The sequence below is a fragment of the Pantoea sp. X-Soil-YNGN-785 genome, from assembly GCF_059730585.1.
In genome coordinates, this window is record NZ_AP035944.1 from 91,396 (window position 1) to 105,862 (window position 14,467).

Below are 14,467 nucleotides of genomic sequence, written 5' to 3' on the forward strand. Positions count from 1 at the left end.
TAATGTTAATTTTTTCTGCTTATTTCAGCGTCAGCAAACTAATCGCCAGACTTCCGCAGGCACTTCGTTGTAAGTCTCATTCATTATTAGTTCGGCTTTGCGATGATCGTATGCGCCCTCAAAAGAAGAGAGATCGTCAGAAGGAAGTTTTTTCCGCATATAGCTTGTCACGATATCCAGGATATCGGTTGACGGGCAGTTTCTTAACTTATTCAGATAGTAGATTTTGTTCATAATTTTTTGCTGGAGTTAACCTGTAAAAATGAGCTTATGCGCGGTCTTAACTTTATTTAAGCTGACTCGCTGTGCTATCGATGCTGCCAGGAAAATAAATAAGAACCTGACAACTGATATACGTGTGTCCTTACGCACTGGATGCGTTCAGATGCGCAGTGTCGCCTCTGACGCTTCACTGACCTGGCTAAGCAGAAGGTTAAAAAATCAGCTTTCACCTTATTGATTTTATAATTTATTGTTTTTTAATGATTTTTACTGCAGCCCTACCGTAATCCCATATCAGATTAAACAGATAAGCATAAACCAAAAAAAACAGCACCAATCCACATTCCAGTTTCAGCGCTGCGAGTAGCGTAATATCCAGCCACCATGATGCAAAAGGTATCAATACGAATAACAGACCTGCCTCAAATAAAACGGCATGGAGACATCTTATTCGCCAGTCTTTTTTAAATCCGGTTTGCAGCTGAACGCTGTCAAAAATCAGGTCGAACAGATAGTTCCATCCCATCGCCAGCGTTGATGAAACTATAGTCAACAGTGCCGACTGCGAAGGTGCTGCCGAGGCAAAATTAATCAGAATGATGAATACCAGGACATTAGCAACGACTTCGAAAATAACGGCGTGCAGCACTCTTTCTGTGGTGGTGCGCACCGGAGATAAACACTGTTCCAAACCACGCTCTCATTAATCCGCCAGGCACCGTTACCGGTGGAGATAAAATTCAGGATAACCTACTGCTCAGTCCGCTTATATTCAAAGCGCTGGACGTTTCCCTGCCTCAAACCGATGAGAATTTAGCATCGCACTGTCATAAAGTGAAAGCGTAACGGGAAACTACCAATAAAAATCCAGGCAGGCTTGATATTTATCAAACCTTATACAAAACGTGCTTTATCAGTGATGCGCCTTAGCATGCCAGCTCCTGAATTACTCATTCTGTTCAACGACCCGGGTCCAGAATGGTTAATCTGGAAAGTTTTTCACTGCATGCGGTGATGGTCTGTCGGATTCGAGGCGATGATAACAACTCAGAGATGGAGTGGAATATTAAAATAACAAATTGAGTGTATATAGATTTATATTTTAATATTTAGGGAATGGGTAGTTTTAAAAACTGTATGTCGGCGTTTTTTGACGTTCTGAGGCGATTGCAATACAGAAGTGCAGAGTAAAAGTGAGGCTGCATGAGGTTAAAAGTGGTTTGTCCGCTGTGCCATTATCAATAGCCTAAACAGATTCAACGGCTGGCATCTATAACGAAAATGCGGCCCCCGGTGGAGAGTATGAGGTGTTGGTTTGCTTCATAACGCGTTCTCGGCTGTATAAATCATGAAGTCTACTTTTCCACTGGCATACTCATCGGGTTTCACTTTCTGCTCCAGATAATTCAGCATCAGCTGTACCGCCAACTGAGCATGCTGCCGGGTATTCTGATCCAGCGTCAGCGCAACGCTCTGCTGCGCCATCAGCGTGCGTGTCGTGGCGTAAAGTTCATGGGTGACCCAGACGCACTGATTCAGCTGGCGATGCCGTGCCAGCGCCTGTCCGATTTCGGTATTCCCCAGCCCGGTGTTGTAAATTCCCAACAGATTTCCGCTCCGAACCAGCTGTTTCTCCAGCAACTTACTGATGATGTCGCGATTTTCCTGAGCGGCCAGAACTTCACGCAGCTGAAGATGGGGATAGCGTTCAGTCATCAGCGTGCAAAAACCTTCAATGCGCTGACGATGCGCGCTGTAATCCCTGTGACCACTGACCATCACTACCTCACCGGGCTGATGCAGCATTTTACCCATTAGCTGAGCGGCGGTGCGTCCTGCCTGCAACTGGTTGATCCCGACATGACAGAGCCGGGCAGCACCAGGCAAATCGGTGACCAGCGAGATCACAGGTACACCACGCACCTGGCAATGTTCCAGCGCCTCATAAATCGCCGGATGCTCATGTGCAAAAACGATCAGTCCATCCCGTGTCTCTGCTCCCTGTCTGATAAGCCTGGCCAGTCGCCCGGGCTGTGCTTCCGGAACAAAGGTGCGATGCAGCGTTAACCGGCGATAGCCCAGATGCGAGGCGACCTCTGTAAAATCCTGCGCCAGTTGCTTAAAGAAAAACGAATCGTTGCTGCTCAGCAGCAGTTCTATCTGCCACGGATGACGATGCTCTTCAGGCAGGATACGCTTCAGACCTATTTCCCGTGCTGCCTGCAGTACTCTGTGAACCGTCTCCGGCGCGACGCCACCACGTTCATTAAGCACCCGATCCACGGTTGCCAGTCCCACACCTGCCCGTCGGGCGACCTCTTTCAGCGACATGCCGCTCTCCTCTGAGGTAAACACCTCAAAACATCATGCCGTAAGTGTAAAACGCCGCGTTATCCTGCCGGTGCAGCTTTCTGCCGGACTATGATGGAGTTCAAATAAATGAATAAAAAGCAACGTGTTGCCCTGCTGGGGTGTGGCTTTATTGGTGAAGTTCATGCCGCGAATCTTCAGGCCCATCCCGGAGTAGAGCTGGTGTGGGTGGCGGATGCGGAACCGTCGCGCGCTGCCGACTTTGCGACCCGCTATGATGCCCGGGTCGCGTCCGTGACTGAAGCGATAAACGATCCGCAAATTGATATGGTGCTTATCGCCAGCGCGACGCCAACCCATGCGGATTTGCTTGAAGCCGCTGCCCGCGCCGGTAAAGCAATCTACTGTGAAAAGCCGGTCGATCTCTCTCTTGAGCGTGCCCGTAAGGCCGTGGCTAACGTCCTCCCTTACAACGTGCCGGTCACGGTGGGGTTTAATCGCCGTTTTGATGTCAGCCATCAGCAGCTAAAGCAGCAACTCCGTCAGGGGCGGATTGGTCCGGCAGAACTGATTCAGATGGTCTGCCGTTCTTCGTCCATGCCGCCGCTGGCCTATCTTCAGGCGTCCGGCGGTCAGATGCGCGATCAGGCTATCCACTTTTTTGACCTGCTGCGCTGGCTGACAGAAGAAGAGGTAACGGAAGTGGCGGCGATGGGGGCCGCGCTGGCACTACCTTTGATCGGCGAATTCGCCGACGTGGACACCAGCACGCTGCTGTTGCGGCTGCAGAGCGGGGCGCTGGCACAGCTCGATAATGCCCGCCGCACCGGCTATGGCTATGACGAACGCATCAGTGTGATGGGGGCAAAAGGCATGCTGGAATCGGCCTCCCAGCCGCAGCGCGGAGTCAGCTGTTATCAGGGCGCGCAGATTCAGCAGCCTGGGCTGCTGCCAGACTGGTTCAGCCGGGTGCAGCCAACCTATTATGCTCATCTGGATGCATTTATCCGAACGCTGAACGGGGAGCAGGTTGGGGATCTGCCTGGTCTGGAGGATGGCCTCAGGGCACAGGCGATTGCGGAAGCCGCGGTGATGTCCCTGACGGAAAGGCGTTTCTGTCAGGTGGAAAACGTGCTGATCTGATTCGGCATGGCAGGCGGACAAAAAATAAGTTTATTTTTATTGAATAGAAGCCGGTGCTGAGCTGTTTACCGATTGTGAGGAATACCGCGATCTGAAGTCTGTTATTAATGACCATCCCGAGGTCTTATGTGGCAGGGAAGAGCAAAAAATCACTTACAGTCACCTCTGTCCGCACCATGAGGAACACCTGGCGTACGGCTATGCGTTATCGCATAACCGTGACATGGCAGATAAGCTGGTGCAGTAAACCAGCTTGCGCTGGAACGCAGCGCGCAGTTCATGCCGGGCACTCGTATTGACCGATGGCTTTTCCCGAACCTTTACGTCATCTGGATCAGCGACTTACGGGCGCGAAAGGTGAGACAGGTACAGGTACAGACATTCCTTAATCCCGACGCGCTAGCGGCGTCCACCGCTGAAACATGACAGGCAGCGCTTACCTAATCCGGCGGCATGCGCAGCGGTGACGGTCAGCGCGGCTCTCTGACCTGCGCTGCAATCTTAAGCGCAATATTTACCCGATCGTCAACTACCCCGACCAGCCGATCCATACCGAAGGCGGAGCGAGAGATGGCGGTGGAAGCATGCAGTGCCAGCAAGCGAGAGGCAGGAACGAGCGTCTTCCCGCTGTCCAGCGAGGCCAGCATCACCACCGGCCGGCTGACAGCTTTAACCGTCAGCGTGCCAAAAATCCGGTAATTACCGTCACCCAGCGCAGCCACGCGACTGCTGACGAAATGAATCTGCGGGTAGCGCTCTGCATCAAAAAACAGATCACTTTTCAGTTGCCAGGTTAACAGGCTGTTCGAGGCGACCAGCGTTCCCACCGGAATATTCACTTCAATACGATCGTCACGATCTTCATCAGGATTAAGCGTAACCATGCCGGTCACGCCCTGCAGTCTGGCCTGCGAAAAGTCATGTCCAAAGGCGCGCCACGAAAGGCCAATCGACGTTTTATCGGGGGTAATGGCATAGGTTACCGGCGCGGCACAGAGCGCCGGGCTGATCAGGGCAAACAGAGTGCATAAACAGGCGGCACGTATCATCACTTTTTCTCTTTCAGAAAGACCAAACGTTAATGCCTGAAACCGCGATCTTATTCGCTTTTATTCGCACTGCTTTTACCATAGAGACACAGATAATCTGAAAGATATTAACTGACTGTCACCTCAGATTCACCAAAATGTAATGATTATTCCGGGTAGCGGAACATTAATAACGGGAAATATTAAGAATACATTAAGGCGACTTTATTAATCTGTCATTTTACTGAAATCCTGACTGGAAGTATGTGACGACATTGATTCGGCAATTCACAATCTGAAATTAGCTTATTTTAATCAGTGGCTTACGTTTTTATTCTGCGCGGGAATTGATGTCAGGCGAGCTATATCTGAGCTGACAACAGGCCGGGCCTGCTGTTTTATAAACAAAATATCAATAAATCAAAAAGAGTTGAGTGCCGGGGAAATATTATTGAAATAATAGTGAACTTTTCAGGAATCCATTAACTGAATCCCTGTTGATTTTATTGTAATTAAATCTATTCATTTAATGTTCAGTTAACTTTCATACGTTAACTTGTATTAGCAGTCCGGTAACCTTAATTCCATAACGGGAAACCTGTTATGGCTTATCTGCCTGCCAGACATTGATAAATCGCTATTCCAGTTCTTTTCCGGCGTTGTATCCGATTAACAACGCGCGACAGTTTATGGGTTTGATTTGCAGGAGTTTTAGCATGGATTTTTTGCCATTTTCCCGCCCTTCATTCGGTGATGAGGAGCTGGCTGCTGTTAAAGCGGTATTCGACTCCGGATGGATAACAACCGGGGCGAAATGCGCCGAACTGGAGCAGGCCTTTGTTCAGCTGACCGGCAACCAGCATGCCATTGCAGTGAGCTCGGCTACTGCCGGGATGCATGTCACGCTGATGGCGATGGGGATCGGGCCTGGCGATGAGGTGATTACGCCATCCATGACCTGGGTTTCAACCCTGAACCTGATTACGCTGCTGGGTGCCACGCCCGTCATGATTGATGTGGATCCGGACAACCTGATGGTGACGCCGGAACGGATAGCTCAGGCCATTACGCCACGCACCCGCGCCATTATTCCGGTGCATTACGCCGGTGCGCCCGCCGATATCGCACCGATCTATCAGCTGGCTGAGCAGCATGGCATTGCCATTATTGAAGATGCGGCTCACGCGGTGGGCACGACTTATCACGACAGGCCGGTCGGGCATCGCGGCACGGCAATCTTCTCGTTTCACGCCATCAAAAACATCACCTGCGCGGAAGGCGGCCTGGTCGTGACCGATGACGCCGCTCTCGCCGATCGTATCCGCAGCCTGAAGTTTCATGGCCTTGCTGTGGATGCATTTGATCGTCAGACCCAGGGGCGTCTGCCGCAGGCGGAAGTGATGATGCCGGGCTTCAAATACAATCTGCCCGATATCAGCGCAGCCATTGCGCTGGTGCAGTTACAGAAACTGCCGGGCTTTATTGCCCGCCGCCGTGAGATTGCCGAACGCTATCTTGAGGCGCTGCGCTCGCTGCCCTTTACACCACTTTCACGGCCAGAGTGGCCGCATCAGCATGCCTGGCACCTGTTTATTATCCGCATTGATGAACAACGCTGCGGCCTCTCTCGTGATGCGTTTATGCAGGCGCTGAAGACGCGGGACATCGGCAGCGGCCTGCATTTCCGTGCAGCGCATACCCACAAATATTACCGCGAGCGCTATCCCGATCTGCGTCTGCCCGCCAGTGACCGTAACAGCCAGCAGATGTGTTCAATTCCGCTGTTTCCATCCATGACGGATCAGGATGTTGAACGCGTGATTCAGGCTTTACATGACATTGCCGGAGCCTGAGATGCGCGATATCAAACCGATCAATATGCTGTCCGTGGTGATCCCTGTCTATAACGAGCAGGAGAGTTTGCCGGAGCTGCTGCAGCGCACCAGCGCCGCCTGCGACGCCATCAACCTTGAATATGAAATTCTGCTGGTGGATGACGGCAGCAGTGACCGCTCTGCCGAACTGATTGAACAGGCCGCCACCGTTCCCGGCAGCCGGATAACCGGCGTGCTGCTTAACCGCAACTACGGTCAGCACTCTGCCATCATGGCCGGGTTCAGCCAGGTCCGTGGCGATCTGATTATTACCCTTGATGCCGATCTTCAGAACCCGCCGGAAGAGATCCCGCGGCTGGTCGAGGCTGCGCGTCAGGGGTATGACGTGGTGGGCACCGTCCGGCAGCAGCGCCAGGACACCTGGTTCCGTCGTAAGGCCTCGCGCACGCTCAACCACCTGATTCAGCGGGTCACCGGCAAAGCAATGGGGGATTATGGCTGCATGCTGCGCGCCTACCGTCGCCACATCGTCGAGGCGATGCTCAACTGCCACGAACGCAGCACCTTTATTCCGATTCTGGCCAATACCTTTGCCCGTCACACCATCGAGCTGCCGGTGATCCACGCCGAACGCGCTTTTGGCGATTCGAAATACAGCTTTATGCGCCTGATCAACCTGATGTACGACCTGGTGACCTGCCTGACCACTACGCCACTGCGACTGCTTAGCGTGGTCGGCAGCCTGATTGCGCTCTCCGGCTTTGCTTTCTCACTGGTGCTAATCGTATTGCGACTCTTTTTTGGTGCGGCCTGGGCGGGTGACGGCGTCTTCGTGTTGTTCGCCGTGCTGTTCATGTTTATCGGCGCCCAGTTTGTGGGTATGGGACTGCTCGGGGAGTACATCGGGCGCATTTATAACGACGTTCGCGCGCGTCCGCGCTATTTCGTTCAACGCATTGTTCAGGCTCCTGAAGAGCCTTCAGTACAGGATACTCAATCATGAAGACCGTTGTTTTCGCCTATCACGACATGGGCTGTGTCGGCATCAATGCCCTGCTGAATGCAGGCTATGAGATCACCGCCATTTTCACGCACAACGACGTGGCGACCGAAAATAACTTTTTCGGCTCGGTAGCCCGCCTGGCGGCAGAGCACGGTATTCCGGTTTATGCACCGGACGAGGCGAATCATCCGATCTGGCTTGACCGCATCCGTACCATGGCACCAGAGATGATCTTCTCCTTCTACTATCGCCATCTGCTGAGCGATGAGATCCTGCAATGCGCTCAGAAGGGGGCCTTTAACCTGCATGGCTCCCTGCTGCCTAAATACCGCGGCCGGGCACCGCTGAACTGGGCGCTGGTCAATGGCGAGCGAGAAACCGGCGTCACGCTGCATCGCATGGTGAAGCGCGCTGATGCCGGTAATATTCTGGCGCAGCAGAAAGTGGCCATTGACGATCAGGACAATGCGCTGACGCTGCATCGCAAGCTGACCCAGGCCGCAGAGCAGTTGCTGAGCGACGTATTGCCTCGCCTGCGTCAGGGTGAGGTCAGTGAGTGGCCACAGGATGAGAGCCAGGCAACCCGCGTGGGCGGTCGCACGGCCGAAGATGGCCGCATTGACTGGAATCAGCCTGCTGCGACGATTCACAATCTGGTCAGAGCGGTCACCGATCCCTGGCCTGGCGCATTCGCCTTTGCCGGTTCGGTTAAATTTATCGTCTGGAAGAGCCGGGTTCATCCGCAGCAGCAGCAGGCGAAACCGGGTACGGTCATCTCTAAACAGCCGTTCCTGATCGCCTGCGGCGAAGGCGCACTGGAAATCCAGACCGGACAGTCTGAGCATGGCGTTTACATGAACGGCAGTCAGCTGGCGCAGAGCCTGGGCATGGTGCCTGGCGCATTGCTCTATTCAAAGCCGCAGTCGGTGCTGCAGCGCCGTACCCGCGTGCTGATCCTGGGTGTTAACGGCTTTATCGGTAACCATCTCACCGAGCGGTTGCTACAGGATGAACATTTCGAAGTCTACGGCCTGGATATCAGTTCAGATGCTATCAGCCGCTTCCTGGAGCATCCGCGCTTCCATTTTGTCGAAGGGGATATCGCGATCCACTCTGAATGGATTGAGTATCACATCAAAAAATGTGACGTCATCCTGCCGCTGGTGGCGATTGCGACGCCGATTGAGTACACCCGCAACCCACTGCGCGTGTTTGAACTCGATTTCGAAGAGAACCTGAAAATCATTCGCGACTGCGTGAAGTATCAGAAGCGCATCATTTTCCCGTCTACCTCTGAGGTCTACGGCATGTGTACCGATGCCAGTTTCGATGAGGATACCTCTAATCTGGTGGTCGGGCCGATCAACAAACAGCGCTGGATCTACTCCGTATCGAAACAGCTGCTGGACCGCGTGATCTGGGCATATGGCGAAAAAGAGGGGCTGCGTTTTACCCTGTTCCGTCCCTTCAACTGGATGGGACCGCGTCTGGATAACCTCAATGCGGCACGCATCGGCAGCTCCCGTGCGATCACTCAGCTGATCCTCAACCTGGTAGAAGGTTCGCCGATTAAGCTGATCGACGGCGGCAAACAGAAGCGCTGCTTTACCGATATTCAGGATGGCGTGGAAGCGCTGTTCCGCATCATCGAAAACAAGCAGCAGAATTGTGATGGTCAGATCATCAATATCGGTAACCCGGACAACGAAGCCAGTATCAAAGAGCTGGCCGAGCAGCTGCTGGAAAGCTTCGAACGCCATCCGCTGCGCAGCCAGTTTCCGCCGTTTGCCGGTTTCCGGGAAGTGGAGAGCAGCAGCTACTATGGAAAAGGCTATCAGGATGTGGAGCACCGCAAACCCGCTATCCGCAATGCGCGTCGTTTGCTGGGCTGGACGCCGACCGTCACGATGGATGTCACTATCGACAACACGCTCGACTTCTTCCTGCGCACCGTCGAGCAACAGGCTGATAAGTGATGAAGAAGATCGGTCTGCGGATTGACGTAGATACCTGGCGCGGCACGAAGCAGGGGGTGCCGGCGCTGCTTGAGCTGTTCCGGCGTCATGCGGTGCGGGGCAGCTTTTTCTTCAGCGTGGGACCGGACAACATGGGCCGCCATCTCTGGCGGCTGGTGAAACCGGCATTTCTCATGAAGATGCTGCGTTCCCGCGCCGCATCGCTCTATGGCTGGGACATTCTGCTCGCCGGCACGGCCTGGCCGGGAAAGCTGATGGGACGCGGCCTGCGGCAAATCATGCAGGACGCCACACGTCAGCATGAAGTTGGTCTGCACGCCTGGGACCACTTTGCCTGGCAAACCTGGGCAGGCGTCTGGCCGCAGGATAAGCTGGTTGAGCAGATAGCCCGTGGCACCGAAACGCTGAGTGAAATCCTCGGTCACCCTGTCAGCTGCTCGGCCGTTGCAGGCTGGCGCGCCGATGGCCGGGTGATCGCCGCCAAGCAGGACTTCGGCTTTCACTACAACAGCGACTGTCGCGGCAGCGGCCCGTTCCGGCCCCTGCTGCCTGATGGGCAGATCGGCACGGTGCAGATCCCGGTAACGCTGCCCACATGGGATGAAGTGGTTGGCCGCGAGGTCAGCGCAGAAGGGTATAACGACTACATTCTGGCGAAGATGCTCGCGTCTGATGAGGGCGCGGTTTACACCATACATGCTGAAGTCGAGGGGATCATCGGCTACCCGGACTTTGACCGGCTGCTGGATGCTGCAGAACGTAACGGCATCCAGTTCTGTCCGTTAGGCGAGCTGCTGCCCGACGATCTCAGCACGTTACCGGTGGGCAGGGTCGTCAGAGGCGAAATCCCCGGACGGGAAGGGTGGCTGGGTTGCCAGCAACTGACTGAAGAGGCGAACTAGTGCGGATACGTAACAACACGAAGTGGGTGCTTTTTTTCAGCTTCTTTATTCTCTATTACCTTATCCCGCCAGTGTTCCGCGATCTCTGGCAACCGGATGAGACCCGCTATGCGGAGATCAGCCGGGAGATGCTGGCGACCGGTAACTGGATCACACCGCACTTCTTTGGCCTGCGCTATTTTGAAAAACCAATTGCGGGTTACTGGATTAACTCGCTGGGTCAGTGGCTGTTTGGCCACAACAATTTTGGCGTGCGGGCGGGTTCGATATTCTCCACGGCGATCACCGCTGCGCTGATCTTCTGGCTTGGCCGCCGGCTGTTGGGTTCGACGCGTACCGCCGCGGTCGGCACCCTGATTTTCCTCAGTTCGCTGCTGGTCTATGGCGTGGGTACCTATGCGGTGCTCGATCCTATGCTGATGCTCTGGCTGGCGGCGGCGATGTGCAGCTTCTGGCTGGCAACAGAGGCTACCGGACGAACTGGCCGTGTGGGCGGTTATCTGCTGCTGGGTCTCGCCTGCGGCATGGGATTTATGACCAAAGGCTTTCTGGCACTGGCGGTTCCGGTGCTGGCGATTCTGCCGTGGGCGATCTGGCGCAAGAGACTTCCGGAGCTGCTCTGCTTCGGGCCGCTGGCGGTACTTTCAGCCGCAGCGATCAGCGTGCCCTGGGCGCTGGCGATCTATCATCAGGCTCCCGATTTCTGGCACTACTTCTTCTGGGTTGAGCATATCCAGCGCTTTGCTGAAGAGAATGCACAGCACAAGGCGCCTTTCTGGTATTACCTGCCGGTTCTGCTGCTGGGCACACTGCCGTGGCTGGCGCTGTTACCGGGCGCGTTAATGATCGGCTGGCGCGAGCGTCAGCAGCATCCGGGCGCGCTCTATCTGCTGAGCTGGACGGTTATGCCGCTGCTGTTTTTCAGCCTGGCAAAGGGCAAGCTGCCGACTTATATCCTGCCCTGTTTTGTGCCGCTGTCGCTGCTGATGGCGCACTATGGGCTGAACGCCGCGCAGCGGGCAGGGCGCGCATTAACCGTTAATGGCTGGCTTAACCTGATTTTCGGCATTCTCACCCTGGCAACGGTGCTGCTGGTGCTGGCGCCCTGGAGCGTGACGCATCATCCGTTGTTCGCCACGCACGAGATGCTGAAGCTGGTACTGGGCGCGCTGGCATTTCTCATCTGGGGGCTGGTGGGCGCATACAGCTGCCGATCTTCACAGCGCCGCTGGCTGGCGGCCGCGCTTTGTCCGCTGGGTGTCGCACTGCTTATTGGCGCTGCGATCCCGGAAAAAATCCGCGACGCTAAACAGCCGCAGCACTTTGTTACCACGATTAGCGCACGTCTGGCCTCCAGCCGCTTTATCCTGGCGGACAATCCCGGCGTGGCTTCTGCCGTCGCCTGGCATCTGCAGCGCAGCGATATTGGCTTCTACGACACCAAAGGCGAGCTGGAATATGGGCTGAGCTACCCGGATACGCAGTCCCGTTTTGTCTCTCAGGTCGACTTCGGCAGCTGGCTTGCCGACCATCGCCGTACCGGAAGCGTGTCGCTGCTGTTGCTGGTCGACTCGGTGCACAGCGATATCGGGGAGGATGTGCCGGTGCCTGATGCGGTCTATCGTCAGGGCAGGCTGGTCTGCCTCTACTACGGTCAGATGAAGTAATGCTGCTGCTGATTGTGCTGGTGAGTCTGCTCAGTTGCAGTGCGCAGCTGTGCCAGAAACAGGCGACTCATGCGGCATCGCGCCGGATTCGCCTGAGCTGGATTGGGTTGAGCGTGCTGCTGTTAGGCGTTGCGATGCTCCTCTGGCTGCTGGTGCTGCAGCGGGTGCCTGTCAGCCAGGCCTATCCGATGCTGAGCCTGAACTTCATCTTCGTTGCGCTGGCCGGACGCATCCTGTGGCGTGAAAGGCTGACGCTGCGTCAGATCGCCGGCACGCTGCTGGTGGTGACGGGTGTGGCGCTGATGGCGAGTCAGCTATGAAAGGATACGGATGGGTCGCGTGCAGCGTGCTGCTGGTTTCAGTGGCACAATTAATGATGCGCTGGGCGATGCCGCGGCTGCCCGATGCCAGCAGCATCATGTCTCTGCCAGCTGTTGCCATACTGCCCGCCTTGCTGTTGGTGGCCGGGCTGGGCGCGTATGGTGTCTCAATGCTTTGCTGGATTCGCGCGTTGCACTATTTTCCGCTGAATCGGGTCTATCCGCTGCTCAGCCTGAGTTACGTGCTGGTCTGGCTGGTGGCGGTCTGCGTGCCGGTATTTCATGAGGCGTTCAGCTGGCATAGCCTGGCGGGCGTGGCAATTATTGTTATCGGGCTGCTATGCATTGTGGTTAAGCCCTGAACAAATAAATTAACGTTTCCGCATCGTAGATCCTGTTTATTACCGTTTTCGGATAGAAATTAATGTTGTCACGATAGCTATATTAGCGTTTTAGTGTTAAATATCCTTTTTGTTATTCTTTTCGGGCAACGGATAAAGGATTCACTATGCTGGTCGGCTTTAGCGCACTGCGCGAACGTTATGCTATCAGACTGGCGCAGCCATTACGCGTTAAGTCAGCTATCGGAACGGTACGCTCTCATCATGAGAGTCAGGGGCAGGTGGAAAATCATTATCCCCCTGGCTATCAGCCGGAAGATGATTTTGCCGGTCACTTTGCCTTTGGTCTCAAATACGAAGAGATTCACCTGGAGTTTTTTGCCCGCCTGTTTACCGCTGTCGGCCCGGAACCGCTGGAGGCATGGTGCCGTCAGGAGCCGTTCGGACAGTATGCGCGGCGGGCGGGTTTTTTCTATGAATGGCTGACCGGCAACACGCTGCAGGTACCGGATGTCACCAATGGAGGCTATATTGAGGCCATTTCATCCAAAGCCTGTCTGACCCGAACAACAGTAAAGCGCGTCAGACGCTGGCGCATCAATGATAACCTGCCGGGATCGGTGGATTTCTGCCCACTGGTGCGCAGAACCGCGGCCGTTGAGCAGGCGCTTACGTTCGATCTCAATGATGCCTTAAACGATCTGGATAACGCCTTTGGCGCAGACATCCTGATGCGCACTGCCAGCTGGCTGACATTTAAAGAGTCGCGCGCCAGTTTTCTGATTGAGAAAGAGTCGGATCAGGGCGACCGCATTCAGCGTTTTGCTCACGTTATTGCGCAGTATTGCGGACAGCTTGACGATCCGCTCAGTGATAGCAGCCTGCATACCATACAGCAGGGTATTCTTGGCCAGGACGCACTGGGGCTGGGCCTGCGCCGCTCGCCGGTGTTTGTCGGGCAGTCGACAATGCGCGAAGATATCGTTCACTATATTGCGCCACACTATGATGATGTTCCCCGCTTCATGCAGGGCCTGAAAGCCTTTGACCTGGCGACACAGGGTGCCGCACCTCTGGCCCGTGCCGCTGTTATTGCGTTTGGCTTCGTCTATATCCACCCGATGCGTGATGGCAATGGTCGCATCCATCGATTTTTAATCAATGACACGCTGATTCGTGACGGGGCGTTACCTGATGGGGTCATCCTGCCGGTCTCAGCCACCATCACCAGCTCGATGGATTTTCGGGTCGGCTACGACCGCACGCTGGACGTGTTCTCGAAACGGCTGATGCGGCGCTATGCAGGCTGCTATCGATTTAGTGAGCTCAAAACCTATGAAGATGGCACGCTGAGCAACTTCAGTTTTAGCGACTATGAGGATGCCCGTTTCGCCTGGCGCTATCCCGACTTAACCGAGCATGTGCTCTATACCTGCAAAGTTATAGAGCACACCGTCCGAAAAGAGATGGCTGATGAAGCGCGCGTACTGGTGATATTTCAGCGTGCACAGCAGCGCCTGAAGGAAGTCGTTGAAATGCCCGATCAGGACGCGAGTCGCATTATTCGTTCGCTGAAGGAAAATGGCTGGCAGATCTCAGGCAAGCTTAAAAAAACGTTCCCGTTGCTCGAAGATATCACGCTCTCCGGGCGCATCGTGGAAGCGGTCAGATCGGCGTTTGAGACGCAGGCAGAATGACGGCCTGGGTTTCACCGGGAATC

13 protein-coding genes are annotated in these 14,467 nt (G+C 54.8%); 9 read left to right on the forward strand and 4 right to left on the reverse strand.

Annotation, left to right across the window (positions count from 1 at the left end; all coding sequences use genetic code 11):
- Positions 1 to 30: 30 nt before the first annotated feature.
- The 3 genes from AC6I8E_RS22115 to AC6I8E_RS22125 form a co-directional block, all read right to left on the reverse strand.
- Positions 31 to 234 carry an Hha/YmoA family nucleoid-associated regulatory protein gene (locus tag AC6I8E_RS22115; RefSeq protein ID WP_033785255.1) on the reverse strand — a complete coding sequence of 68 codons (204 nt, stop codon included), beginning with the start codon at positions 232 to 234 and terminating at the stop codon, positions 31 to 33.
- Between the two features lie 235 nt (positions 235 to 469).
- Entirely contained in the window at positions 470 to 913 is a 444-nt protein-coding gene (locus tag AC6I8E_RS22120; RefSeq protein ID WP_497824915.1) for a PACE efflux transporter, read from the reverse strand.
- A 629-nt stretch (positions 914 to 1,542) separates the two neighbouring features.
- Positions 1,543 to 2,553, reverse strand: coding sequence for a LacI family DNA-binding transcriptional regulator (locus AC6I8E_RS22125; RefSeq protein ID WP_013356569.1), 1,011 nt, complete (start codon positions 2,551 to 2,553; stop codon positions 1,543 to 1,545).
- A gap of 108 nt (positions 2,554 to 2,661) precedes the next feature.
- Here AC6I8E_RS22125 and AC6I8E_RS22130 point away from each other — a divergent pair, with 108 nt between their 5' ends.
- A complete protein-coding gene (locus tag AC6I8E_RS22130; RefSeq protein WP_147789892.1) occupies positions 2,662 to 3,675 on the forward strand; it encodes a Gfo/Idh/MocA family oxidoreductase in 1,014 nt (337 codons plus the stop codon).
- A gap of 470 nt (positions 3,676 to 4,145) precedes the next feature.
- Here the strand turns inward: AC6I8E_RS22130 and AC6I8E_RS22135 are convergent, their stop codons facing one another.
- Positions 4,146 to 4,724, reverse strand: coding sequence for a YceI family protein (locus AC6I8E_RS22135; RefSeq protein ID WP_147789930.1), 579 nt, complete (start codon positions 4,722 to 4,724; stop codon positions 4,146 to 4,148).
- 695 nt (positions 4,725 to 5,419) lie between these two features.
- Here AC6I8E_RS22135 and arnB point away from each other — a divergent pair.
- From arnB to AC6I8E_RS22175, 8 genes are all read left to right on the forward strand, one after another.
- A complete protein-coding gene (gene arnB / locus AC6I8E_RS22140) occupies positions 5,420 to 6,556 on the forward strand; it encodes a UDP-4-amino-4-deoxy-L-arabinose aminotransferase (RefSeq protein ID WP_147789891.1) in 1,137 nt (378 codons plus the stop codon).
- A gap of 1 nt (position 6,557) precedes the next feature.
- Positions 6,558 to 7,541 (forward strand): undecaprenyl-phosphate 4-deoxy-4-formamido-L-arabinose transferase, encoded by a 984-nt coding sequence (arnC, locus tag AC6I8E_RS22145; protein ID WP_107320489.1) that lies wholly within the window; start codon positions 6,558 to 6,560, stop codon positions 7,539 to 7,541.
- A complete protein-coding gene (gene arnA / locus AC6I8E_RS22150) occupies positions 7,538 to 9,517 on the forward strand; it encodes a bifunctional UDP-4-amino-4-deoxy-L-arabinose formyltransferase/UDP-glucuronic acid oxidase ArnA (protein WP_110332377.1) in 1,980 nt (659 codons plus the stop codon). The genes arnC and arnA overlap by 4 nt, the downstream gene beginning before the upstream one ends.
- Entirely contained in the window at positions 9,517 to 10,419 is a 903-nt protein-coding gene (gene arnD / locus AC6I8E_RS22155) for a 4-deoxy-4-formamido-L-arabinose-phosphoundecaprenol deformylase (RefSeq protein WP_013356561.1), read from the forward strand. The genes arnA and arnD overlap by 1 nt, the downstream gene beginning before the upstream one ends.
- Positions 10,419 to 12,086 (forward strand): lipid IV(A) 4-amino-4-deoxy-L-arabinosyltransferase, encoded by a 1,668-nt coding sequence (gene arnT, locus AC6I8E_RS22160; protein ID WP_497824916.1) that lies wholly within the window; start codon positions 10,419 to 10,421, stop codon positions 12,084 to 12,086. Before arnD ends, arnT begins: the two co-directional genes overlap by 1 nt.
- On the forward strand, positions 12,086 to 12,406 hold the full coding sequence (arnE, locus tag AC6I8E_RS22165) for a 4-amino-4-deoxy-L-arabinose-phosphoundecaprenol flippase subunit ArnE (protein ID WP_013356559.1): 321 nt from the start codon (positions 12,086 to 12,088) through the stop codon (positions 12,404 to 12,406). Before arnT ends, arnE begins: the two co-directional genes overlap by 1 nt.
- Positions 12,403 to 12,768, forward strand: a complete 366-nt coding sequence (gene arnF / locus AC6I8E_RS22170; protein WP_013356558.1) for a 4-amino-4-deoxy-L-arabinose-phosphoundecaprenol flippase subunit ArnF — start codon at positions 12,403 to 12,405, stop codon at positions 12,766 to 12,768. The genes arnE and arnF overlap by 4 nt, the downstream gene beginning before the upstream one ends.
- Positions 12,769 to 12,914: 146 nt before the next feature.
- Positions 12,915 to 14,444, forward strand: coding sequence for a Fic family protein (locus AC6I8E_RS22175; protein ID WP_497824917.1), 1,530 nt, complete (start codon positions 12,915 to 12,917; stop codon positions 14,442 to 14,444).
- Positions 14,445 to 14,467: the final 23 nt, after the last annotated feature.

What these genes read in the sequence shown, in the direction of transcription:
- AC6I8E_RS22115 (WP_033785255.1), bottom strand. Translation starts at nt 234, where the DNA reads ATGAACAAAATCTACTATCTGAATAAGTTAAGAAACTGCCCGTCAACC.
- AC6I8E_RS22125 (WP_013356569.1), bottom strand. Translation starts at nt 2,553, where the DNA reads ATGTCGCTGAAAGAGGTCGCCCGACGGGCAGGTGTGGGACTGGCAACC.
- AC6I8E_RS22130 (WP_147789892.1), top strand. Translation starts at nt 2,662, where the DNA reads ATGAATAAAAAGCAACGTGTTGCCCTGCTGGGGTGTGGCTTTATTGGT.
- AC6I8E_RS22135 (WP_147789930.1), bottom strand. Translation starts at nt 4,724, where the DNA reads ATGATACGTGCCGCCTGTTTATGCACTCTGTTTGCCCTGATCAGCCCG.
- arnB (WP_147789891.1), top strand. Translation starts at nt 5,420, where the DNA reads ATGGATTTTTTGCCATTTTCCCGCCCTTCATTCGGTGATGAGGAGCTG.
- arnC (WP_107320489.1), top strand. Translation starts at nt 6,558, where the DNA reads ATGCGCGATATCAAACCGATCAATATGCTGTCCGTGGTGATCCCTGTC.
- arnA (WP_110332377.1), top strand. Translation starts at nt 7,538, where the DNA reads ATGAAGACCGTTGTTTTCGCCTATCACGACATGGGCTGTGTCGGCATC.
- arnD (WP_013356561.1), top strand. Translation starts at nt 9,517, where the DNA reads ATGAAGAAGATCGGTCTGCGGATTGACGTAGATACCTGGCGCGGCACG.
- arnE (WP_013356559.1), top strand. Translation starts at nt 12,086, where the DNA reads ATGCTGCTGCTGATTGTGCTGGTGAGTCTGCTCAGTTGCAGTGCGCAG.
- arnF (WP_013356558.1), top strand. Translation starts at nt 12,403, where the DNA reads ATGAAAGGATACGGATGGGTCGCGTGCAGCGTGCTGCTGGTTTCAGTG.
- AC6I8E_RS22175 (WP_497824917.1), top strand. Translation starts at nt 12,915, where the DNA reads ATGCTGGTCGGCTTTAGCGCACTGCGCGAACGTTATGCTATCAGACTG.